The organism is Sphingobacterium sp. CZ-UAM, from assembly GCF_002000245.1.
Lineage (GTDB): Bacteria > Bacteroidota > Bacteroidia > Sphingobacteriales > Sphingobacteriaceae > Sphingobacterium.
This window is the reverse complement of record NZ_MTCM01000005.1, coordinates 196,997-219,965: the sequence shown is the minus strand read 5'-3', so window position 1 is coordinate 219,965 and position 22,969 is coordinate 196,997. Positions and strand designations below refer to the sequence as shown.

Annotated in this window: 21 protein-coding genes; 18 read left to right on the top strand and 3 right to left on the bottom strand. The window is 40.6% G+C overall.

All coding sequences use genetic code 11. The features are described 5' to 3' along the window. Positions 1 to 37: 37 nt before the first annotated feature. On the top strand, positions 38 to 985 hold the full coding sequence (locus BWD42_RS18660; RefSeq protein ID WP_077437927.1) for a hypothetical protein: 948 nt from the start codon (positions 38 to 40) through the stop codon (positions 983 to 985). A 66-nt stretch (positions 986 to 1,051) separates the two neighbouring features. Here BWD42_RS18660 and BWD42_RS18655 read toward each other — a convergent pair whose 3' ends face one another. Both BWD42_RS18655 and BWD42_RS18650 read right to left on the bottom strand, forming a co-directional pair. Further along, a complete protein-coding gene (locus BWD42_RS18655) occupies positions 1,052 to 1,378 on the bottom strand; it encodes a DUF493 domain-containing protein (protein WP_077437926.1) in 327 nt (108 codons plus the stop codon). A 77-nt stretch (positions 1,379 to 1,455) separates the two neighbouring features. Then, positions 1,456 to 3,738, bottom strand: a complete 2,283-nt coding sequence (locus tag BWD42_RS18650) for a GH92 family glycosyl hydrolase (RefSeq protein ID WP_077437925.1) — start codon at positions 3,736 to 3,738, stop codon at positions 1,456 to 1,458. 143 nt (positions 3,739 to 3,881) lie between these two features. Here BWD42_RS18650 and BWD42_RS18645 point away from each other — a divergent pair, with 143 nt between their 5' ends. Continuing rightward, positions 3,882 to 4,892, top strand: a complete 1,011-nt coding sequence (locus tag BWD42_RS18645) for a LacI family DNA-binding transcriptional regulator (RefSeq protein WP_077437924.1) — start codon at positions 3,882 to 3,884, stop codon at positions 4,890 to 4,892. Here BWD42_RS18645 and BWD42_RS18640 read toward each other — a convergent pair. Beyond that, positions 4,882 to 5,352 (bottom strand): methionine-R-sulfoxide reductase, encoded by a 471-nt coding sequence (locus tag BWD42_RS18640; RefSeq protein ID WP_217700102.1) that lies wholly within the window; start codon positions 5,350 to 5,352, stop codon positions 4,882 to 4,884. The genes BWD42_RS18645 and BWD42_RS18640 overlap by 11 nt on opposite strands. Before the next feature lie 338 nt (positions 5,353 to 5,690). Between BWD42_RS18640 and BWD42_RS18635 the strand changes: the two genes are divergently transcribed. From BWD42_RS18635 to BWD42_RS18560, 16 genes are all read left to right on the top strand, one after another. After that, complete coding sequence (locus BWD42_RS18635) at positions 5,691 to 6,953, top strand: cytochrome c3 family protein (RefSeq protein ID WP_077437922.1); 1,263 nt, start codon at positions 5,691 to 5,693, stop codon at positions 6,951 to 6,953. A gap of 37 nt (positions 6,954 to 6,990) precedes the next feature. Next, positions 6,991 to 10,005: a TAT-variant-translocated molybdopterin oxidoreductase gene (locus tag BWD42_RS18630; protein ID WP_077437921.1), complete on the top strand. Its 3,015-nt coding sequence runs from the start codon at positions 6,991 to 6,993 to the stop codon at positions 10,003 to 10,005. Positions 10,006 to 10,034: 29 nt separating this feature from the next. Further along, entirely contained in the window at positions 10,035 to 11,519 is a 1,485-nt protein-coding gene (nrfD, locus tag BWD42_RS18625; protein ID WP_077437920.1) for an NrfD/PsrC family molybdoenzyme membrane anchor subunit, read from the top strand. 6 nt (positions 11,520 to 11,525) lie between these two features. Next, complete coding sequence (locus tag BWD42_RS18620) at positions 11,526 to 12,062, top strand: DUF3341 domain-containing protein (RefSeq protein WP_077437919.1); 537 nt, start codon at positions 11,526 to 11,528, stop codon at positions 12,060 to 12,062. Further along, positions 12,046 to 12,684 (top strand): c-type cytochrome, encoded by a 639-nt coding sequence (locus BWD42_RS18615; RefSeq protein WP_410528293.1) that lies wholly within the window; start codon positions 12,046 to 12,048, stop codon positions 12,682 to 12,684. Before BWD42_RS18620 ends, BWD42_RS18615 begins: the two co-directional genes overlap by 17 nt. A 19-nt stretch (positions 12,685 to 12,703) precedes the next feature. After that, positions 12,704 to 13,939, top strand: coding sequence for a quinol:cytochrome C oxidoreductase (locus BWD42_RS18610; RefSeq protein WP_077437917.1), 1,236 nt, complete (start codon positions 12,704 to 12,706; stop codon positions 13,937 to 13,939). Between the two features lie 43 nt (positions 13,940 to 13,982). Next, positions 13,983 to 15,320 carry a cytochrome c oxidase subunit II gene (locus BWD42_RS18605; protein WP_077437916.1) on the top strand — a complete coding sequence of 446 codons (1,338 nt, stop codon included), beginning with the start codon at positions 13,983 to 13,985 and terminating at the stop codon, positions 15,318 to 15,320. A gap of 28 nt (positions 15,321 to 15,348) precedes the next feature. Further along, entirely contained in the window at positions 15,349 to 17,220 is a 1,872-nt protein-coding gene (locus tag BWD42_RS18600) for a cbb3-type cytochrome c oxidase subunit I (RefSeq protein ID WP_175992091.1), read from the top strand. Between the two features lie 80 nt (positions 17,221 to 17,300). Next, entirely contained in the window at positions 17,301 to 18,344 is a 1,044-nt protein-coding gene (locus tag BWD42_RS18595) for a COX15/CtaA family protein (protein ID WP_077437915.1), read from the top strand. Positions 18,345 to 18,417: 73 nt separating this feature from the next. Further along, on the top strand, positions 18,418 to 19,323 hold the full coding sequence (cyoE, locus tag BWD42_RS18590) for a heme o synthase (protein WP_077437914.1): 906 nt from the start codon (positions 18,418 to 18,420) through the stop codon (positions 19,321 to 19,323). Further along, positions 19,323 to 19,904, top strand: coding sequence for a heme-copper oxidase subunit III (locus BWD42_RS18585; protein ID WP_077437913.1), 582 nt, complete (start codon positions 19,323 to 19,325; stop codon positions 19,902 to 19,904). Before cyoE ends, BWD42_RS18585 begins: the two co-directional genes overlap by 1 nt. 9 nt (positions 19,905 to 19,913) lie before the next feature. Further along, the gene (locus tag BWD42_RS18580) at positions 19,914 to 20,648 is read left to right on the top strand and encodes a cytochrome c oxidase subunit 3 (protein WP_077437912.1); all 735 of its coding nucleotides are present in this window, start codon (positions 19,914 to 19,916) and stop codon (positions 20,646 to 20,648) included. A gap of 27 nt (positions 20,649 to 20,675) precedes the next feature. Further along, positions 20,676 to 21,053 carry a cytochrome C oxidase subunit IV family protein gene (locus BWD42_RS18575; RefSeq protein WP_077437911.1) on the top strand — a complete coding sequence of 126 codons (378 nt, stop codon included), beginning with the start codon at positions 20,676 to 20,678 and terminating at the stop codon, positions 21,051 to 21,053. Between the two features lie 12 nt (positions 21,054 to 21,065). Continuing rightward, complete coding sequence (locus tag BWD42_RS18570; RefSeq protein ID WP_077437910.1) at positions 21,066 to 21,794, top strand: SCO family protein; 729 nt, start codon at positions 21,066 to 21,068, stop codon at positions 21,792 to 21,794. 8 nt (positions 21,795 to 21,802) lie between these two features. Beyond that, positions 21,803 to 22,348, top strand: coding sequence for a DUF420 domain-containing protein (locus BWD42_RS18565; protein ID WP_077437909.1), 546 nt, complete (start codon positions 21,803 to 21,805; stop codon positions 22,346 to 22,348). Positions 22,349 to 22,372: 24 nt separating this feature from the next. Then, on the top strand, positions 22,373 to 22,828 hold the full coding sequence (locus BWD42_RS18560) for an ABC transporter ATPase (RefSeq protein WP_077437908.1): 456 nt from the start codon (positions 22,373 to 22,375) through the stop codon (positions 22,826 to 22,828). Positions 22,829 to 22,969: the final 141 nt, after the last annotated feature.

The following is a 22,969-nucleotide window of genomic DNA, read 5'->3' as shown; positions in this document are numbered from 1 at the left end:
TTTTATGGAAAATAGGACTTGCTTACATCGTTATCCTATGAAAGGTATATTTCGCACGGTAGTGTTTAAATCGAATCTGATACTCGCGCTTATGCTATTGCATCTGTCCGTTTACGGTCAATTGTCTTATGGCGATAAATTTCGGAATCTTTCCATTGCTATACAAGATTATGCAAATCAGAATAAATTGATCTTGCCCAAGGGACGCTATGAGTTTTATAAGCTGGGGCATGCCATTTTGTGGCCCTATAAACAGGATTCATTTTGGCCTTTTAATAGGTTAATTCTAAAGGATAAAGCTATCAGAGATTCCATGATAGACGAGCTTTATGTTAATTTTGATCAGGAATATAACCGCTTTGTGATAGATATGTATGAAAAACGTTATAAATTTAATGAGGCAAGACACTTTGATGCTCTTTCCGTGCCGGGCGAATTCAGGGGCGGCATGTCACTACTTTTGGAGCGTTTGTCCAAGTTTTTGTTGGATCGTCAAGGACGCTGGGGCCTCAATCTGTCTTCTTTTACCTTATATATGGATTGTGAGCTTAGCTCTTTGCCCTTAGCGTACGATGGTGAGCCTGCGGTGGTGGAATTGCTCAAGCAATTTTTTGCGGAGATCAAGATTCCTCATAAACCTGGTATTTACTATGGGAAGCCGATGTACTGTTCGTATCGATTTGACTGGATGGCTAATAAAAATAAAGAGATTATGCTTGATTGCTTGGTATATAACGACTATTTTAATATACTGTTCAGTGAAACGAAGTTATATGCGCTGGGCGCGGCCGGAAATAGCATGAAGGGACAGATGTCCTTTTTCTATGATCGGAAAAACAATTGGAAACAGTTTGTTGAACGAAAAGATGTCAAACGAATCTTAAATTCCCTACAGGATGAGACTGCCCTCAAGCTATTCAAGCTGCACTATGATAGTAAAAGATTTAGTGGCGATTATCGGCTTGATGTTGTGCTGTTAAAATAGGGGGACTAAGGCCATTAATATAGCTATAAAACAAAGCCGGCTGTCATTTCGACAGCCGGCTTTGTTTTATAGCATAATAACGCCTTTTATCTTGGCTACTTCTTTGTAGAAGTAAATGACCTGATCGGCATCTTTTACATTTACATTAACCGTGATCGAGGTGTATTTTCCTGTCTTGGAGTCTTTGAAATCAAAGCTTGCATCAGTATCATCAAATACAGCCTGGATCTGGTTGAATTGATCCTGATCCTTTGGTAAGATAAACTTGTAGGTATAGTCTTTTGGGAAGGTCTCCAAGTCTTCTAACTTCTCTTTGAAACTTTCATAGAAGTCTTTTGGATTTTCGCCCCCATCAGGAATATCTTGTATATTGATGTTTTTGTAATCTGCCATTTTTTGTTCTCCTTAATTTTATATATTAAGGTATTAACAAATATTAATCCATGAATGTTTTGCTGACAATTTTTCAGTTAATTATTGTCAACGCTTGTCGGTCTGTCTGCTTTGTTCTTTCCGAAGTTCTTGTTCGGTGTAGCGCTCATCTCAATTTCCATCTGACCACCCTGTAGCAATTGTGCATGTGTGATGAAAGTCTTGCTGTAAGGCTTTCCATCCAATTTGATCGATTTGATGTATTGGTTTGCTTTACCTTGGTTTTTAACGGTGATCGCTAAAGTTTTGCCATTTGGCAAATTGATGTTGGCATGTTCCATCATCGGTGAACCAAATACATACACACCGCTCATGGCATTCAATGGATAGAATCCCATCGCTGAGAATACGTACCATGCGCTCATCTGACCGACGTCATCGTTACCGCAAAGTCCTGCTGGTGTATTGGTATAGAATTCGGTCATTGCTTTACGTGCCAATGCAGCACCTTTCCAGGGTTGTCCCGCGTAAGCATATAAGTAGGGGATATGGTGATTGGGCTCATTCCCTTGTGCGTATTGGCCGATTAGTCCTGAGATATCCGGGGAAGCTTCTCCACCGAGATCAGAAGACATTGTGGTAAAGTAATCCAGTTTCTTTAAAAATTGCTGTTCGCCACCAAAAAGATTGATCAAACCTGTCACGTCTTGTGGTACCAACCACGTATATTGCCATGCATTTCCTTCACAGTAATCATTTTCACGGTGCTTGGCCATTAAGGGATCAAAAGGCCTGCGGAAGTCACCATTGGCTTTTTTACCCACAAAGTGACCAACTTCTTTATCGAAATATTGTTCGTATAGTTTATAGCGTTTTTTGAAATAAGCGGCATCTTCGGTCTTTCCTAATTTCTCTGCAATTTTGTAAGCGCCGAAATCAGCGATTGCGTATTCCAATGCCCAGGCAACGGATTCGTTCGGCATACTGTCGATGGGAATATATGTCAGGTCGCGTGCAAATTTCAATCCATGGTCATTGCCCATGGCGGTTGTTTTGACCGCTTCCCATACCAAAGGATAATCCTTCTCGTCGATGATTCCTTTTAAGAAAGCGTCTGCAATCACGGGAATGGCAGGCAAACCGACCATGGTATTGGTTTCATTGCCCTGCAAATGCCACATCGGTAATTTTCCCTGTTGCTGATAGATCGCAAGCATGGTTTTGATAAAATCCTGATTGATCTTGCGGTCCTCCAGGATGGTCATCAGTGGATGAAGTCCACGATAGGTATCCCATAGGGAGAATACGGTGTGATTGACAAAATCTTGTTTTTCGTAAACCTGTTTATCTGTACCCATATAATCACCGTTTGCATCGTTGAAAATTGTCGGTGCGAAGTAAGTGTGGTATAGCGCGGTATAGAAAATGGTCTTGGTGTCCTTATCCGCTTCAAACTGGATTTTGTTCAGGGTTTTGTTCCAACGTTGATCGGCTTCTTGTTTTACCTTTTCAAAATTCCAGCCCGGAATCTCCGCATTGATATTATTTAAGGCATTGGTGGAGCTGACGGGAGAAATACCCACTTTCAGTTCAATATTCTTGTTTTTAGCCGCATTGAAGAAAAGCGCTGCTTTGATCGCTTGTCCTTTGAAGGTCGTCTGACCGAATTTTTCGTCTTTGCCATCAAAGAATCTAACCTTTTGGATAGGCTGCGAAGTTTTTATGGCAAAGTATAATTTTTGGTCACTGGCCCAGCCTGTCGAAAAACGGTAACCAACGAAGGTGGAATCATTGACCTGTTTGATATAGGTATCCGTTGCTTTATCCCAATTGATGTGGTAACCCAGGTCAACCAAAATATGGGCGTTGTCTGTTTTTTCGTAAACGTACTGGTGGTAGCCCACTCTTTCCGTAGCGGTGAGATTAGCCTGCACTTTATAGTCATCCAGATAGGCGCTGTAGAATCCGGGTTTAGCAACTTCATTTTCTTTTTTGAAAGATGAACCGTAGCCGGTATTCATCTTGTTGAATTCTGCTGCTGTCAATTGCAGCTTGCCATTCGCCGGAACGATCATCAGATCATTGAGGTCGCCAATACCGGTTCCGCTCAGATGGGTATGGGTAAAGCCCAGAATTTCCTGGCTTTTGTAATTGTAGCCGCTGCACCAATCCCAGCCATTGAATTTGTCCCAGATCTGTGGGATCTGCGTTGGCCCAAGCTGTACTGCACCTAAGGGTACATTGGCTCCGACAAATACGTGGCCGTGATCTGCTGACCCAATAAATGGGTTGACATATTGTGTTAAATTTTGCTGAGCTTGAACGCAAAATGGTAAAATTAGCGTGCCCAACACTGTTGTGATGAGTTTATTTCCTGTCATAGGTTTTGTGTTCGGGTATTTGAAACTGCTTAAAATTAGTAAATAAAACCTTTTAGCGCAATTTTATTATTATTTTAGTAAATTGTCGTTAAATTTTTTACTTTAGTAATCTTCGAAATAAAAACTTAACAAACCTACTCTACATGAAGAAACGTATTCTGATCAGTGATATCGCAAAGGCGTTGGGAATTTCTGTAACTACAGTCTCCTTTATTTTGAATGACAAGGCAAAAGAGAAGCGTATCAGCGAGGCGTTGACCAAGCGCGTATTGGATTATGTCAAGAAAGTAGGGTATAAGCCAAATGAACTGGCGAAAAGCTTGCGTACCGGAAAGACAAAGATTTTGGGTTTGATTATCGAAGACATCTCGAATCCGTTTTTTGGCAATATTGCGCGTCTGATCGAAAGCAAAGTGTACGAGCAGGGGTACCGTATTATTTATTGTAGTACCAACAACGATGTAGAAAAGGCGAAGGAGCTGATCCAGATGTTTTACGACCGTCAGGTGGACGGTTTTATCATTACACCTTCAGATGGTTTGGAGGATACTGTCAAGCAATTGCAGCAAAGTAATATTCCTGTTGTACTTTTCGACCGTTACTTTCCGAACCTGGAGACTGACTATGTCGGAGCGGATAATTTTCAGGGTGCTTTTGACGCCACAAGTCATCTCTGTCAACAGGCGTATAAGCGCATAGGTTTTGTATCGTTATATTCGGATCAGACCCAGATGAAGGAACGCTCAGAGGGCTATCTCAAAGCAATGGATAATCATAAACAGCAAAGTTTCATTCAGAAGGTGCAGATGGATGCTTCGGATGACGAGGCAATGGAGTCCCTAAAAGATTTTATTTGTGAAAACCGTCTGGATGCTCTTTTATTTTCGACCAATTATCTCGCGATTTCCGGATTGAAGGCTTCGAAGAAATATAATTTTGTTATGCCAGCGATGATTGCCTTCGATGACCATACAGTTTTTAAACTATTGGAACCTTCCATCACCGTTGTTTCACAACCGATCAAGGAGATTGCCGAAAACCTGATCAATATACTTTTGCTCCGTCTCCAGGGCAAAATAAAAGCAACACGTAAGCTCGTGTTGCCTTGTGAACTGAAAATTCGCGAATCGACAAAAGCAAAGGTTACTTTGTAGTATCCGCTACGAATTTCATTGAAATGGAATTGACGCAATGGCGTGTGTTTTTCGCTGTGAAGCCTTCCCCAAGAAAAACATGCCCGAGGTGTGCGCCACAGTTTGTGCAGAGAATTTCCGTACGGCGCCCGTCTGCATCCGTGATCCGGGTGATTGCATTGGGGATCTCATCATCAAAGCTCGGCCAGCCACAGCCAGATTCAAATTTTGATTCCGAACGATAGAGCGGGCTATCGCAACGCCGGCAAATATAGGTTCCTTTTGATTTGTTGTCCAAAAGCTCTCCCGTAAAAGGACGCTCCGTCCCTTTGTGTACAATGACATATTCCTCTTCTTTGCTTAACGGGTTATATTTTTTATTCGTTTCCATTTTTGTTTTCTGTTTAACATGCTCTTGCCCCTGACAGGAAGAACCTATGAGGAACAAGCATATACCGTAGCTATATAATAGCATTTTCATACCCATAAAGTTACGGAATTAATATCAAAAATGTTTTTTTAGCCCGGAACTATCTTGATATTCAAGTATTTTAAATTGTCATAGTAATGTCTTATATTTGATAGGCGTACCCTGATGAAAAGTTAAGGCAATTGATATACTTCGTTCGCATAATAGGGATTTAACGTGGTTTAAACGCAATTGTTTAGAATGATTATAAATTGATATTAAAGGTCACAAAATTGTCAGCGATTTGTTAATAAATCATACTTTTGTGGCATTGTTAGGGGGGTAGTGGCTCCTTTAACCATGGGAGTTAATTTTTTACATTCACAAATAAATAGTATAAAGTGCTAAATATGAGAACTATCTCATCCGTTTTGGGAAGCCTTGCGAGGGTGGTGTCAACGAGTTTGATGCTATTATTTGCCGTTACGACGTTGCATGCGCAAGATGTCAAGGAAGGTGAAAAAATCTTCAAATCTAAGTGTACATCCTGTCACGCCATTGACAGAAAAGTAGTTGGTCCTGCTTTGAAAGGAGTTCCAGATACAAAATCTGAAGAATGGTTGATCAAATGGATCCGTAACTCTCAAGCTTTAATCGCTACAGGTGATGCTGAGGCTGTTAAAATCTTCGAAGAGTACAACAAATCTGTGATGACTTCTTTTACGGATTTATCTGACGATCAGATTAAATCTGTCATTGCGTTTATCAAAGATGCCTCAGTAGAGAAGCCGAAAGAAGCTGGTGCTGCTGGTGCTGCTGCAAAAGATGACAATGCGTCTATGTTCATGATCTTGGGCTTGATCGCGGTTGTTGTTTTGGCGGTTGTCGTGATCGTGGTGTTGAACCGTGTGATCCGTACCTTAGAAAATGTAATTGCTAAGAATCAGGAAGCTATTGCTGCGCAACAAGAGCCTGAGGACAATCAACGTTTTGTGAAGTTTGCGAAAGCATTCGTTAAAAACAAAAAATTAGTTGGATTTACCGTGTTGATGCTTGTTGCTCTTTTGGCAGTTGGTGGTTGGAAAACAATGTGGAACGTAGGTGTTCACGAAGGTTACAAACCTGTTCAACCGATCAAGTTCTCGCACCAAATCCACGCTGGTGTAAATAAAATTGAGTGTCAATACTGTCACGGTGGTGCATTTAAATCTAAAAATGCGTCTATTCCATCGGCCAATGTGTGTATGAACTGTCACAATACAATCACTGCATCAGAGCATTATGATGGTGAAATCTCACCAGAAATTGCTAAAATCTACCGTGCGTTAGATTGGAATCCTGAGACACGTACTTATGGTAACAATCCGAAGCCAATTCAATGGGTTCGTATCCATAACTTGCCTGATTTCGCTTACTTCAATCACTCACAACACGTTGTGGTAGCAGGAGTAGAGTGTCAGACTTGTCACGGGCCGATCCAAAATATGGAAGAAGTATATCAATACTCTCCATTGACAATGAAATGGTGTGTGGACTGTCACAAAAAGACAGATATCAAATCGGATAATAAATATTATGAAGATTTGATCAAGGCACACGAAAGAATTAAGAAAGGTGAAAAAATGACTGCAGCCATGATCGGTGGTCTTGAGTGTGGTAAATGTCACTATTAATAATTATTTGAAATACGCAATCTTATATACAGCTTAAATGGATAGCAATAAAAAATATTGGAAAGGTTTGGAAGAGTTAAATCAAACTCCTGCTTTCGTTGAGGGAAGCAAGGGTGAGTTTGCCGAATCTATTCCTGTAGAAGATGTATTAAATGAAGCGGGCTTGAGTACGAAAACTCCTCGCCGTGACTTCTTGAAAGCATTAGGTTTTGGTTTGGGTGCTGTTTCTTTAGCGGCTTGTAACCGTACTCCTGTGCATAAGGCAGTTCCTTATTTGATTAAACCTGAAGAGGTAACTCCAGGTATCCCTAACTACTATACGTCGACATTCAATGGTCAAAGTATCTTGGTTAAAACGCGTGAAGGTCGTCCGATCAATGTTGAGCCTAACCCAAATGCAATTGGTTTGAACCAAGGTTTGGATTCAACAACTGCTGCTTCGGTATTGGATTTATATGATGAGTCTAAATTGAAGCAAGCACAATTGAAAGGTCAAGATGTGGAGTGGTCTAAATTGGATGGGGAAGTTGTTAAAGCATTGACTGCTGCTGCATCTTCTGGTAAACAAATTACGATCGTTTCGAATACCGTAAACAGTCCTTCAACGTTGGCTGCTATCGCTGCTTTTGCAACGAAATTCCCTACAGTTAACCACGTACAATACGACGCTGTTTCTTACAGCGGTATTATCGAAGCAAATAAAGCTTCATTCGGTAAGGCTGTAGTTCCTTCATACAATTTTGATAAAGCAAATGTCATCGTTTCAGTTGCTGCTGATTTCTTAGGAACTTGGTTGGCAGGTGAAGAACATACACAACAATACGCTAAAAACCGTGACTACAAATCCTTAAAAAATGGAAAAATGTCACGTCACGTACAGTTTGAGTCTGGTCTTTCAATGACTGGTACAAATGCCGATGCGCGTATTGCGATCAAACCTTCGGAAGAAGGTGCTACCTTGATTGCTTTATATAATGCAATCACTGGTCAATCATTGGCTGGAGCAACTGCAAACAAAAAAGCGCAAAAAGGTGTAGCCCTAGCGGCGAAAGAATTGGTCAACAGCAAAGGTGCTGCCGTAGTTGTTGCTGGTTCTAACGATGTGAATGTTCAGGTATTGGTCAATGCGATCAACGTTGCATTGGGCGCTTACGGTACAATCATTGATTTAGATAACTATTCGAAACAATACCAGGGTTCGGATTCTTCTTTCCAGGCTTTCTTAGCTGCTGCAAAAGCTGGCCAGGTAGGTGTAGCGTTCTTCTTGAACAGCAATCCTGTATATGACTACTTCAAAGCAGAGGATGTAAAAGCGGCTTTGAAACAGATTCCTTTCACTTTATCATTCTCACAACGTGCTGATGAGACTGCGTCGGAATTGACAGCGATTGCTCCTGCAAGTACTTTCTTGGAGTCTTGGGGTGATGCTAATCCGAAAGAAGGTTTGTATTCAATCGTTCAACCGACAATCAATCCTGTTTTCCAAACACGTCAAGCTGAGCAAAGCTTGTTGACTTGGGCAGGAAACACAACAGATATGTACAACTTCGTTAAGAACTTGTGGTCTACACAAATCTTAGCCGGTTCTACGAAAAACTGGGATGCTGTATTGCAAACTGGTTTTGAATATAAAGGTGCCAAAGTGGCAACTGCTCCTGCATTTACAGGAAACGCAGCTGCTGCCGCTTCAGCAATCGAAGCATCCAGCAAAGCAATCACTGGTGAGTTTGAATTGAAACTTTACGAACCTTCTGCGCTTCGCGATGGTCGTTACGCAAACAATGCTTACTTGCAAGAATTGCCTGATCCAGTATCTAAAGTAACTTGGGACAACTATGCTGCCCTAAACCCTAAAGATGCTGAAAAACTAGGCTTGGGTGAAGATGGTAAAGTAACTGTAAAAGCAAATGGTGTTGAACTTGAATTGCCAGTTGTACAACAACCTGGTCAAGCGCAAGGTACTGTTTCTGTTGCTGTAGGTTACGGACGTACGAAAGTGGGTAAAGCAGGTAATGAAGTTGGTAAAAACGCATTCCCATTTGCTTCTATCATCAATGGTACTGTTCAAGGTGTTGCAAAAGCAACTGTAGCGAAAGCAGCTGGGACATACCAATTGGCACAAACACAAACACACCACACCATCGAAGGTCGTAATGTGATCCGTGAGACTACGTTTGCGAAATATCTGAAAGATCCTAACTCTGAGGCAGGACGTTTTACAGATAATCACAAAACGTACGATTTGTGGAATAAATATGAGCAACCGGGCCACAAATGGGTGATGGCGATCGACTTGAACGCTTGTACAGGTTGTGGTGCTTGTATCGTAGCTTGTAACGTAGAGAATAACATTCCTGTTGTAGGTCGTGACGAGGTTCGTCGTCGTCGTGAGATGCACTGGTTACGTATCGACCGTTACTATACAATCGAAGGCAAAGAAAAAGATCTTACAAAAGAGAAAGAAATTGCGAAAGCTTCGGCTGAATTGGATTTCGAAGATATCACTGTTGTTCACCAACCCATGTTGTGTCAGCACTGTGGCCACGCACCTTGTGAAACGGTTTGTCCGGTATTGGCAACAGTACACTCTTCAGAAGGTTTGAACCACATGGCATACAACCGTTGTTTCGGTACACGTTACTGTGCGAACAACTGTCCGTTCAAAGTGCGTCGTTTCAACTGGTTTGCATACTGGAATGATTCACGTTTTGACAACTACTTGAACAATGAGTTCACACAATTGGTATTGAATCCAGATGTAGTCACTCGTTCACGTGGGGTCATGGAGAAATGTTCAATGTGTATCCAACGTATCCAATCAGGTAAATTACAGGCTAAGATTGAAAACCGCAAAGTGAAAGATGGCGATATCCAAATGGCTTGTCAACAAGCATGTTCGGCAAATGCAATCATCTTCGGTGACGCTAACGATCCAGAATCAGAAGTATCCAAAGCATTGCGCAACGAGCGTGTTTATTACGTACTTGAGGAAATCAATGTTCAACCGGGTATCGGTTATATGACAAAAGTTAGAAACACTTTTGAGGCGTAATCTTGTACAATATTTGAAATAAAAATACTATGTCATCGCATAACGAATCAATATTAAGAGAACCATTAATGACCGGTAAAGACATCACGTATGCAAAAATTACGGATGATATCTTACTGCCGGTTGAAAATAAACCAAATAAAGCATGGTGGATCGGTTTTACCGTTGCTGTATTGGGTGCTTTATTATGGGTAGTTAGCGTTAGTTATACCTTTTGGACAGGTATCGGCGCTTGGGGTCTGAATAAAACTGTAGGCTGGGCTTGGGATATCACCGACTTCGTATGGTGGGTTGGTATCGGTCACGCTGGTACGTTGATTTCGGCCGTATTATTAATTTTCCGTCAAAACTGGCGTAATTCCATCAACCGTTCCGCAGAGGCGATGACGATCTTTGCGGTAATCTGTGCGGCTACCTACGTTGTAGCTCACATGGGTCGTCCTTGGTTGGCATATTGGATTTTCCCGCTTCCAAATCAATTTGGATCACTTTGGGTTAACTTCAACTCGCCATTGGTATGGGATGCATTCGCGATCTCAACATACTTTACAGTATCCTTGGTATTCTGGTACTGTGGTTTGTTGCCGGATATCGCGACTATCCGTGACCGTGCTACTGGATTAAAACAAAAGATTTATTCTGTATTATCATTCGGTTGGAATGGTTCTGTGAAGACTTGGCAACGTTTTGAAATCGTGTCATTGATCTTGGCAGGTATTTCAACACCACTGGTACTTTCTGTACACACCATCGTATCCATGGACTTTGCAACTTCGGTTATCCCTGGATGGCACACGACGATCTTCCCGCCTTACTTCGTGGCAGGTGCGATCTTCTCAGGCTTCGCGATGGTACAGACTTTATTGTTGATCTTACGTAAAGTAATGAACTTTGAGAACTACATCACGATGTTCCATATTGAATCGATGAATATTATCATCATGACGACTGGTTCTATCGTAGGTGTGGCTTACTTAACCGAGTTATTTATCGCGATGTACTCTCGTTCAGAATACGAAATGTATGCTTTCGAGAACCGTATGTTGGGTCCATATGCATGGGCATACTGGTCGATGATGACTTGTAACGTAATTTCTCCACAGTTATTCTGGTTCAAAAAAATCCGTACAAGTATTCCGATCTCTTGGATTCTATCCATTGTGGTAAATATCGGTATGTGGTTTGAGCGTTTCGTAATTATCGTGACTTCATTGCACCGTGATTACTTGCCTTCATCTTGGGCAATGTTCTACCCAACTTGGACAGACGTAGGTATCTTTGTAGGTTCAATTGGATTATTCTTTACGTTATTCTTGTTGTTCTTACGTTTCTTGCCGGGTATCGCAATCGCCGAAGTTAAATTGTTGTTGAAATCATCGTCATTACAACACAAGACTAAATTGGCTCAAGAAGGTGCATTCCCTGCAGAGCAAGTTGAGTACTTCCAGGAATCATTGGAAAAATACGATTCAGTGACAGAAGAAGAGATTAAAGAATTATCAGTTAGAAAATAATCAGCAATGAGCAATACAAAATATATATTAGGTAGTTTTGCGGATCCGGATGACATGATGCATGGGATCGACAAATTGCAAGCAAACAATATAAGTATTTATGACTGCTTTACACCGATGCCTATCCACGGGATCGAAGCGAAGTTAGGTGTAAGACCTTCCCGCTTGCCTATCGCAGCATTTTGCTTTGGAGCATTAGGAACGACATTAGGTTTTAGTTTGTTGTATTATACCATGGTATACGATTGGCCGATGAACATCGGTGGTAAACCATCATTTGCAATGCCAAACTTTGTTCCGGTAACATTTGAGGTTACGATCTTGTTGTGTGCTTTGGGTATGGTTGCTACATTTTTCTTCCGCAACCACTTGTTCCCGGGACGTACACCTCGCGTGATGGACCTAAGAGCAACAGATGACCGTTTCATCCTTGCAGTAGATGCCAAAGAAAATACAGACCACGCTTTGATCGATAGCTTATTGAAAGAAGCAGGTGCTGTTGAAGTTAAGTACAATGATAGAAAATATGTTAGCTATGAATAAGAAGAATTTACTTGGAACTGTATGCGCAGCTGTGGCATTGACAGCACTTGTTTCTTCTTGTGGTGACAAAACGACTCGTAGTACAGGTTTGGAATTTTCCCGTAACATGTACGATCCGCTTGCTTTTAATCCGGATCAACCCAATGCGAATTTTGCTGATGGAAAAACAGCGCAAGCACCTCCTAAAGGTACAGATCCAATTGGTTTTACCCGTTTTGAGTATGCCAATACACTAGAGGATTATGTACGTGCTGGTGCTGAGGTGAAAAATCCTTTGGTTGTTAATGCTGAAAACCTTGAAAAAGGTAAGGCTTTGTTTACTACTTACTGTTCAGTATGTCACGGAGTGGAAGGTAAAGGGGATGGACCGCTGACGAAAGATCGTAGTGTAACTGATTCTAGAGGTACTCGTCAGTTAGAGAACTTTCCGCCGCCACCATCTTATCATAGAACAGATGCGGCAAACTCTTCCAGAGGTGGTTTGATGGCTGACTTGACAGATGGTAAAATTTACCATACGATTTATTACGGACACAACTCCATGGGATCGCATGCGTCTCAATTGTCTCCAGAAGAGAGATGGAAAGTTGTTATGTATGTTCACGAATTACAAAAGAAATAATCTAACATCAGATATATAAATGGGAACTCACAGTCATCATCACGATTATAATTTCAACGAGCGATACGAGTTTGCTGGCAAAGCTAAAATGTTCAGTATTATCGCTGTTGTACTAGGCGTAGCTGCTGTAGCTTTCGGATTGCTTTCGGGCGATCACGTTACTGTAGAGCGTACATACGCCAACTTGTTATTGATGGGTTATTACTTTACATGTGTGTGCGCAGCTGGAGCATTCTTCGTTGCTTTGCAATATGTAACACAATCTGCATGGTCTGCAGGTCTGGTACGTATACCTCAAGCTATGGCAAGTACCCTGCCTATCGCAGCACTCTTGTTAGTGGTTATTGTTGGATTGGGTTTATCTACCCATAATCTTTACCACCATTGGCATGGTGAAGGTTTGTTGGATCACAATAGTCCAAACTATGACCCTATTATTGAAGGAAAGTCTGCATACTTGAATGTACCTTTCTTTTTATCTCGTCAAGTTATCTTCTTAGGAATATATAGCATTTTTGCTGTTATCCTTGCGAAGCTTTCATACAAAGAGGATTTGGAAGGCGGTTTGACTTCTTATAAAAAGTCATTTAAATTGTCTGCTATCTTCTTGGTTATCTTCGGTTTCACAACTCCAATTTGGGCGTTCGATACCATCATGTCCTTAGAAGCGCACTGGTTTTCTACCATGTTCGGATGGTACAACTTCGCAGCAATGTGGGTGAGTGGTATCTGTTGTATCACGATCATCGTTGTTGTATTGAAGAAAGCGGGTTATATGAACTGGGTAAACGAAAATCATTTACACGATTTGGGTAAATTGATGTTCGGTTTCTCCATCTTCTGGACTTATGTTTGGTTTGCACAATTCATGTTGATTTGGTACTCCAACATTCCGGAAGAAACAGTTTATTTCTACAAACGTTGGGAACCAGAATACAAACCTTGGTTTTGGTTGAGTATTATCATTAACTTTGTGTCTCCATTGCTTATATTGGTAGATCGCGATGCTAAACGTAAACAAAATGTGATGTTGTTCGTAGCGATTCTATTGTTGGCTGGTCACTGGCTTGATTATTACATCATGGTTATGCCTGGTACTGTCGCTGAACATAGAGGATTTGGTATCATTGAAATCGGAACTGCACTTGGTTTCTTAGGTTTGTTCATCTTTTTAGTGATGAGTAAATTGAGCAAACAAGCATTGGTGCCTAAAAATCATCCTTTCTTGGATGAGAGTTTACATCACCAGATATAGTTTCACTTTTAAAGGAAGGTTACGTAAAAACGTTATAAAAGAAATGAGCTTTAAATTAAATAATAGATTCAAATCCATCTCGGGTTTTGTGCTTGCACTAGGGCTGCTTTTTGCAAATCCTATTCTTGCAAGTCAACAAGATACAGTAGCATCTGATTCTGCTAAAGTGGCGACTACAGCGGTAGCTGCCCCTGCGGCAACGGATTCGGTTGCAAAAGATACAACAGCGGCAGCAGGTACTGCTGCTGTTGCATCTGCTAGCTCTACGACGGAAGCTGGCGCGGCTGCTCCTGCTGTAGAAGAAGTGAAGCAAATAGACCCTCAGGTTTATAAAAACTTCACATATTATGTGTTGTTATTCTTAGTTATTTGTACAGTCATTGCTGTGATCGGCAAGGTACTTTCGATCTACGAATTGACACGTAAAATGAACGGTAGATACAATCCATTTGCAAATAACACATTCCAATCGGCATTGTTGTTTATCTTCTTGGTTGTATTTCTTTATGGTGTTTACTGGTCATACGTACATTGGGGCGCAGCATACTGGCGGTCCGCGGTAACAGAACACGGTGAGCGTATTGATACCATGTTTATCATCACTACTGCGATCACTACGTTTGTATTGGTTATTACGCATATCTTGTTGATGACTTTTACATTCTTGTACCGCATGCGTGCAAAACGTCAGGCCTACTACTACCCACATAACAATGCTATCGAGAAACTTTGGACGATCGTTCCGGCAGTCGTTTTGACCGTATTGGTATTATTCGGTTTCTTTACATGGAGATCAATTACGAATGTTCCTGAGGATCTTCAAAAATCTGCATTGCAAATTGAAGTGTTGGGCGAGCAGTTCCAATGGAATGTGCGTTACCCAGGAACAGACGGTGTTATTGGTAAACGTAATTACAAAATGACGACACCGACAAATCCTTACGGTATCGATTTTAATGATAAAAATTCATGGGATGATATTCAAGGTTCTGAAATCTGGTTACCTGTAAATAAACCAGTTCGCTTCCATATCGTTTCAAAAGATATTATTCACTCTTTCTTTATTCCGGATTTCCGTGTTCAGATCAACGCTGTTCCGGGAATGACCAACTATTTCCAATTCACACCTACTGTAACGACAGAAGAAATGCGTGATCGTTTGGGCGATTACAACTACGATTTCGTGATGTTGTGTAACAAAATCTGTGGATCTGCTCACTGGAACATGCAAAAGAAAGTGGTTGTTGTAACAGAAGAAAAATATAAAGAGTGGTTAGCTAAGCAAAACAAATATTTTACTGAGGATCTGCAAAAGGAATTCAGCGGTAAAACAGCTAACGTAAAAAAGGATAGCGTACAGGTTACAGCTTCTTTGAACTAATTAAGAATTTTTGAATATAAAATCGAATATGTCAAGTACAGTAATATCGCATAGCGCTGAACATCACGATTCGCACGGACATCATCACGAGGAATCATTCATCAGAAAGTATATCTTTTCGGGTGACCACAAGATGATTGCCAAGCAATTCTTGATCACTGGTATCATCATGGCAGTTTTTGCGATGCTTTTATCAGTATTATTCCGTATCCAATTAGCATGGCCGGATAAAGAATTCCCTATATTAGAAGTATTCTTGGGTAAATGGGCTGAAGGTGGCCGTATTAAGCCAGAGTTTTTCCTTTCCTTGGTGACTATCCACGGTACTGTCATGGTATTCTTTGTGTTGACAGCAGGTTTATCGGGTACATTCAGTAACTTATTAATTCCATATCAAATCGGTGCGCGCGATATGGCGTCGCCTTTTATGAATATGTTATCTTACTGGTTGTTCTTTGTTGCATCAGTAATCATGGTTGCTTCTTTCTTTGTAGAGAGCGGTCCTGCTTCTGCTGGTTGGACAATCTATCCGCCATTATCGGCTGTACCAACTGCGATCGCCGGATCTGCGACAGGTATGACCTTGTGGTTGGTTAGTATGGTTCTATTCGTAGCTTCTCAGTTGATCGGTGGTATCAACTACGTAAGTACGATTTTGAACATGCGTACAAAAGGTATGGATCTATGGAAAATGCCTTTGACAATCTGGGCATTTTTCTTAACTGCGATCGTGGGTATGTTGTCATTCCCGGTATTGGTATCTGCAGTTGTTCTTTTGATTTTTGACCGTGCCGCTGGTACGTCATTCTATTTGTCTGACTTGGTTGTACAAGGACAGATTTTACCTAACGAAGGTGGTTCTCCAATCTTGTTCCAGCACTTGTTCTGGTTCTTGGGTCACCCTGAGGTATATATCGTTGTGATGCCAGCTTTAGGTTTGACGTCTGAGGTTATCGCAACAAACTCACGTAAACCAATCTTCGGTTACCACGCCATGGTTTACTCCTTGATCGGTATTACCGTATTGTCATTTATCGTATGGGGTCACCATATGTTTGTGACAGGTATGAACCCGTTCTTGGGAGGTGTGTTTATGATCACAACGTTGATTATCGCTGTTCCTTCCGCTGTTAAGGCATTTAACTACTTGGCTACGTTATGGAAAGGTAATATCCGCTTTACGCCAGCAATGATGTTTGCTATCGGTTTGGTATCTTTCTTTATCTCCGGTGGTTTAACAGGATTGTTTTTGGGTAACGCAGCATTGGATATCAACTTGCACGATACGTATTTCGTTGTAGCTCACTTCCACTTGGTAATGGGATCTGCTTCCATCTTCGGTATGCTTTGTGGTGTTTACCACTGGTATCCGAAAATGTTTGGTCGTATGATGAACACGAAACTAGGTTATTTGCACTTTTGGTTGACTTTTATCGGCGCTTACCTGGTATTCTTCCCAATGCACTTTATGGGTATAGATGGTGTGCCTCGTCGTTACTATGCATTTACTGAGTTTGCTTTCATGGCAAAATGGGTATCTGTGAATCAATTGGTTACTTGGGCTGCGATCATCGCTGCTTTGGGACAGGTTGCATTTTTATGGAACTTCTTTTACTCGATCTTCTTCGGTAAGAAAGCGCCACAGAATCCTTGGCAATCAAATACCTTGGAATGGACTACTCCGGTAGAACATATTCATGGTAACTGGCCTGGAGAAATTCCAACTGTACACCGTTGGCCTTACGATTACAGTAAGCCAGGTCATGGTGAGGACTTCATTCCTCAAGATGTTCCTTTCTCTCAAACGATGAGTTCGAATTTGCCTCACGATTTTGAAGGAGATGAGGAAGCTGAGCGTATCCAGGCAGAATGGAATGCGCAAAATGGTAGAAAAGACTAAAAAGATTTAATAGAATAGAGTAGGGCCGGTACCTACTCTATTTTATACAAGTTTGTATTTTAAGAGGTAGGGGTTGTATTATGTTTCCAGCAGCTGAAAAGCGATTTATAAAGACCAATTTTATTACGATTATCGTATTGTTTATGGTCATTATTGCTGGGGGTGTTGTGCGGAGTACAGGTTCAGGGATGGGCTGTCCAGACTGGCCGAAATGTTTTAACCGTATTATTCCACCCACTGATATTTCTCAATTACCACAGGGATACGAACAACATTATATTGAAGGGAGAGCAAAGAAGAATGAACGTTTCGCCAAGATTGTAGAATTTTTTGGTGATAAGGAAATGGCTTACAAGCTCCGGACAGACAAAAGTATTTTGCAACATGAGGAATTTAATGTCGCAAAAACCTGGACGGAGTATATCAATCGATTGGTAGGTGTTATTTCTGGATTCTGTTTATTGTTTACTGCAGTTTATTCTTTCACATATATAAAATCAAAAAGTTCGATCGTTGTTTGGTCAGTGGTTAATCTTTTTGTTGTGGTCGTTCAGGCCTGGTTGGGTTCGATCGTTGTATCGACCAATCTAATGCCCTGGATTATCACTGTACATATGCTCTTGGCGCTTGTGATTGTTTGTATCAGTATATATACCTACTTTAAAGCGGTTACGTTGCGTGACAAGACCATATTGGTTAATCGTTCTTTAAGTATATTAAAAGGTCTTGCGTTGATCTCCATTTTGTTGATGCTAACGCAGGTGATCGTCGGTACTGGCGTTCGGGAGGAAGTTGATCTATTGACTGGTTCCAACGTTGCCCGCGCCGAATTTATAACAGCTATTGGCCAACAATTCGAAGTACATCGATGGTTGGCATATTGTTCTTTGATTTTAGTTATTGTATTATTCTTTTTGGTCCGCACAAGTTTCAATACGGGGTCTAAGCAATTTAAATTTGCTTTAATCACATTGATCCTCGTGGGTATCCAAATGCTATCAGGAATTATCTTAGCTCGATTTGCAATACCTGCATTTGCGCAGACTACGCATCTGGTGGTTGGGACACTTTTATTTGGTGCTCAATTTTACCTGTTGTTACTGTTGAATAAGCAAAGGCATTAATTTTGAAATTCGAGATGTTTATGTTAAAAACTATGTGTTTGAATACACTGGTAGTAGGAGGTCTCTTTTAATTATGAAAGAATTTATTTCAGATTTTAAAAAGCTGGTTAAGTTAAGACTTACGTTGACGGTGGTATTTTCCGCCTCAATTGCTTTTCTGATAGGATCAAAACAACAGGGTGAAATTTTCTGGGTCAATTGGTTATTGTTGACTGTGGGTGGTTTTCTGGTAACAGGTTCTGCCAATGGTTTTAACGAAATTATCGAAAAAGATCTGGATAAATTGATGAAACGTACAGAAGATAGACCGCTACCTTCGGGTCGGATGACAACAGGTCAAGCTTTGGTATTAAGTGTCTTTATGGGCATCTTAGGTACTTTGGTGTTGGTTCGCTTAAATTTTGTCGCTGGCTTACTGTCGGTTTTTTGTATCCTTCTTTATGCGTTTATCTATACCCCTTTAAAAAGAAAATCACCAATAGCCGTGTTTGTAGGAGCATTCCCGGGCGCATTTCCACCATTGATTGGTTATTATGCGGCCTTTTCACAGGATGATCTGGCCTATTACAGTGGACACAACGAAGCCGCAATTATTATTATTCCCTTTGTTTTGTTCGCGATTCAGTTTTTATGGCAGTTTCCGCATTTCTGGGCAATCGCCTGGGTTGTGGATGATGACTATAAATTGGCTGGTTTTAGGTTGTTGCCGACTACAAAACGGGATAAGATATCGGCCTTTATGGTATTCATTACAGGATTGTTAATGATCCCTGCAGGATTTATACCTTATTACTTTGGCTTTGGTGGAATTTGGTTTACGATAGTGTCCGTCATAGGTGGACTGATGTTTGGGTATTATGGCTATTTGCTGTTTAAGAATTGTGATATTCCTTCGGCAAAGAAAGTGATGTTTACGTCATTCATCTATCTGCCGGTTACACAACTCGTATTATTGCTTAACTTTATTCCTTTGAAATAATGTTAGATATAAAAGCACAAACTGACGAGAAGTTAGTACAGAGAAAAGCCCAGAAATTCAACCTTTGGTTGGGTATGTTGGGGATGTTCATGATGTTTGCTGCCTTATCCAGTGGTTTCATTGTATATACGGCAAGTGGTGTGGACAAGGGAATCAAGACCTTGTTGCCAGATACGTTTGTGTATAGCACAATCGTGATCGTGGTGAGCAGTCTTGCGATGTTTTTAGCGCATAAAGCGGCTAAAAATGGTGATTCATCCAAACAGAAGTTATTATTAGTGGTAACTTTCGTTTTGGGTATCGTGTTTTTTGCATTACAGGTACATGCCTGGAATGTGTTAACAGAACGAGGTGTTTATTTTGTGAATAACAATGCGTCTCAATCTTTTATCTACATTTTTACAGGAATGCACTTGGCGCATATTATTGCGGGTTTGATCGTTTTGATTGGCGCGATTATAGGAGCGAATAAGCTTTCTAAGGACGGCAATCTTTTCCGCATGGATCTTGCCAGTATTTTTTGGCATTTTCTCGATCTTTTATGGATTTATATATATGTTTTCTTACTTTTGAATCAATAATAGTAAACAATGAGTACAACAGTATCGCAATTGGATAAGGTAAAAACTGGTCCATGGAATGGTGGAAAATCACCTTGGAACTTAGAGTATGGAAAAATCATGATGTGGTTTTTCTTGGTAGGGGATGCCTTCACATTTTCTGCATTTTTGGTTTATTACGGCGCACAACGCTTTTCTCACCCAACATGGCCTGATCCTGATAAGATTTTCCAATCTATCCCGGGTATTGCGGAGCATGGTCAACCTTTGGTATTCGTAGGTTTGATGACCTTTATTTTGATTATGTCTTCAGTGACAATGGTATTGGCTGTAGAAGCTGGACACCGCAATCAAAAAAATGAGGTTGTAAAGTGGATGTTGTGGACGATTTTGGGTGGTATCTGTTTCGTTGGCTGTCAGGCTATAGAGTGGACTCACTTACACCACATGGGATTCTGGTTTGGTAAAAACCCAGCGACAGGTTTAGAAGGTGATGCAATTAAGACGGCACTGTTACCTTACTTTACACATGATATTTCCTATACTTCGGCGTTGCAATTTGCAAACTTGTTCTTTACGATTACAGGTTTCCACGGTTTCCACGTTACAGTTGGTATTATTTTGAATATCATTGTTCTTTTCATGACGTTAAACAATACGTTCGAAAATCGTGGTTCTTACTTAATGATTGAAAAAGTAGGTTTATATTGGCACTTTGTGGATTTGGTGTGGGTATTCGTATTTACATTCTTCTACTTAATCTAATCACTGAATTAATAATTTTAGATCGCTATGTCACAATATCAAGATAATATCGCTCACGGAGAGCATGCTCACGAAGGTGGGATGGATAAGAAAGCCATCTGGAGAGTATTTGGCGTACTTTTGGCGCTTACTTGTCTAGAGTTCTTAATTGCGTTGGGTTTTGTTCACCACTGGCAGATTTTGGCCAAAGGTGCATTGGTAAATACTATTTATATTGTTTTAACTTTAGTTAAAGCATATTATATCGTTGCATTCTTTATGCACTTGAAATTCGAAAAATCGAGTTTCATTGTTACCGTATCAATCGTCTTTATTTTTATTATTTATTTTATCGTCCTGATGTTGGTTGAGGGTGGTTTCTTGGCAGGTGCTTTTCAGGAGCATCAATTGTTTCCAAACAAATAGATAAAGTGAATAATGGATAATAATACTGGACAAAAGAAAGGTATTAAAACTATATTGATCCTGGCAGTAATTCTTTTACTGCCAGGATTTTTATATTTTATACTAAATAAAAGTGGTTCCAATAGCTACGTTTCCCTACCTATTTTTGGCAAGAAGGAAGTTCCGGGGACAACACATCGCAAATGGGGACGAGATATTCCTGATACCATCTATCATACTGTTCCTTCGGTCGATTTCGTTAATTATGATGAGAAGCCGGTGAAGCTATTGGATAATGATACGACACTTTCGGTCGTTCATCTGATGTATTCGCGGGACGCGTCCTTGTCGCGAACCATGATTAAACGATTAGATCAGATTGCCAATCGTTTTATTCAGAATAAAAAGGTCAAGTTGTATTCCATTACAGTTGATACGACATACGATACGCCGGAGGTCTTAGCAAAATATGCCAAAGTTTACAAACCTTGGACCAAATCTTGGTTTTTTGTGACAGATCCTTCCGTTGATATCTTTAAATTTGCCAAAGAGAGTTTATTGCAGGATGCCATCGCAAATAACGACAAAGCGAAACCTTTTATCATTGGATCCAATTATCTTTTACTTGATACCAAGGGACGGATCAGGGGTATCTATGATATCAATGTCAAAACGGATATTGATCGTTTGGAAGATGAAATTAAATTATTGTTGGTGGAGGAGATTCGAAATCATCCGGCTAAGATAGAACAAAAGAGATAGTTAAAAACATGGAAGATAGCCTAATCAAAGAAAAAAAATACAGTACGTGGATTTGGATATTGTCAATCGTGATACCAGTCGTGGTGGCCGTATTGTTTACCGTTAACCTGCAAAAATTAGGTTACGATGTGAAGCCATTGACTTTTTTACCACCTATTTATGCAACAATCAATGGTCTCACTGCAATTTTGTTGTTCTGCGCAGTAGCCGCAATAAAAAAAGGGAACAAAACATTGCATGAGCGTTTGATTAAATGTTGCATTGCCTGTTCCCTGGCTTTCTTGGCGATGTATGTCGCTTATCACATGACTTCGATCGAAACAAAATATGGGGGTGAGGGGATTTTGCGGCCAATCTATTTCTTTATATTGATCACACATATCTTACTTTCAATTATCATTATTCCTTTTGTACTTTTTACTTTTGTAAGAGGTATCTCGGGATCTTATGCGCGACACAAAAAGTTGGCACGGATCACTTACCCGATGTGGCTTTATGTGGCTGTGACAGGCGTTATCGTCTATTTGATGATTTCACCTTATTATATCGGTTAATTTAAAAAGGAAAGGAGTGTACTTATGAAACGTATTTGGATTTATCAAGCTGATCGTATTTTGACTGCGCAGGAAAGCCAGCATATTTCGACTGAATTAGCGGCTTTTGCTGAACAATGGAAAGTCCATGGAAAACCTTTGTCTGCTTCAGCTGAGCTTCGTGATCATCTTTTTATTATCCTAAAGGTTGACGAGGATGTTGCTGCCGCTTCAGGTTGTTCTGTAGATAGCTCTGTTCGGTTTCTGAAGGGTATAGAAGAAAAGTACGGGGTACAACTCTTCGATCGCATGCAATTTGCCTATAAATCGACGAGTGGCGTCGCAGTCGTCAACCGTTCGGGTTTTGAAAAGTTACTGGCCGCGGGCGAAATCGATGACAACACACTTGTGTTTGATAATACTATTACTTACGAGCATCAATTGGATAGCGCTTGGGTGGTTCCTTTTAAGGAGAGCTGGCACAAAAGATTATTTGCATAACCCAAATAACATGTATAAAAAAAACGCCTTTTCGTCAATGGCGTTTTTTTTATACTGTAGCGAGCTATCACAATCCGTATCCACAGCTGCTAATAGTCCAGATTCTGTTGCTCGTACTAGCTCCTAAAAGTTCCATGATTG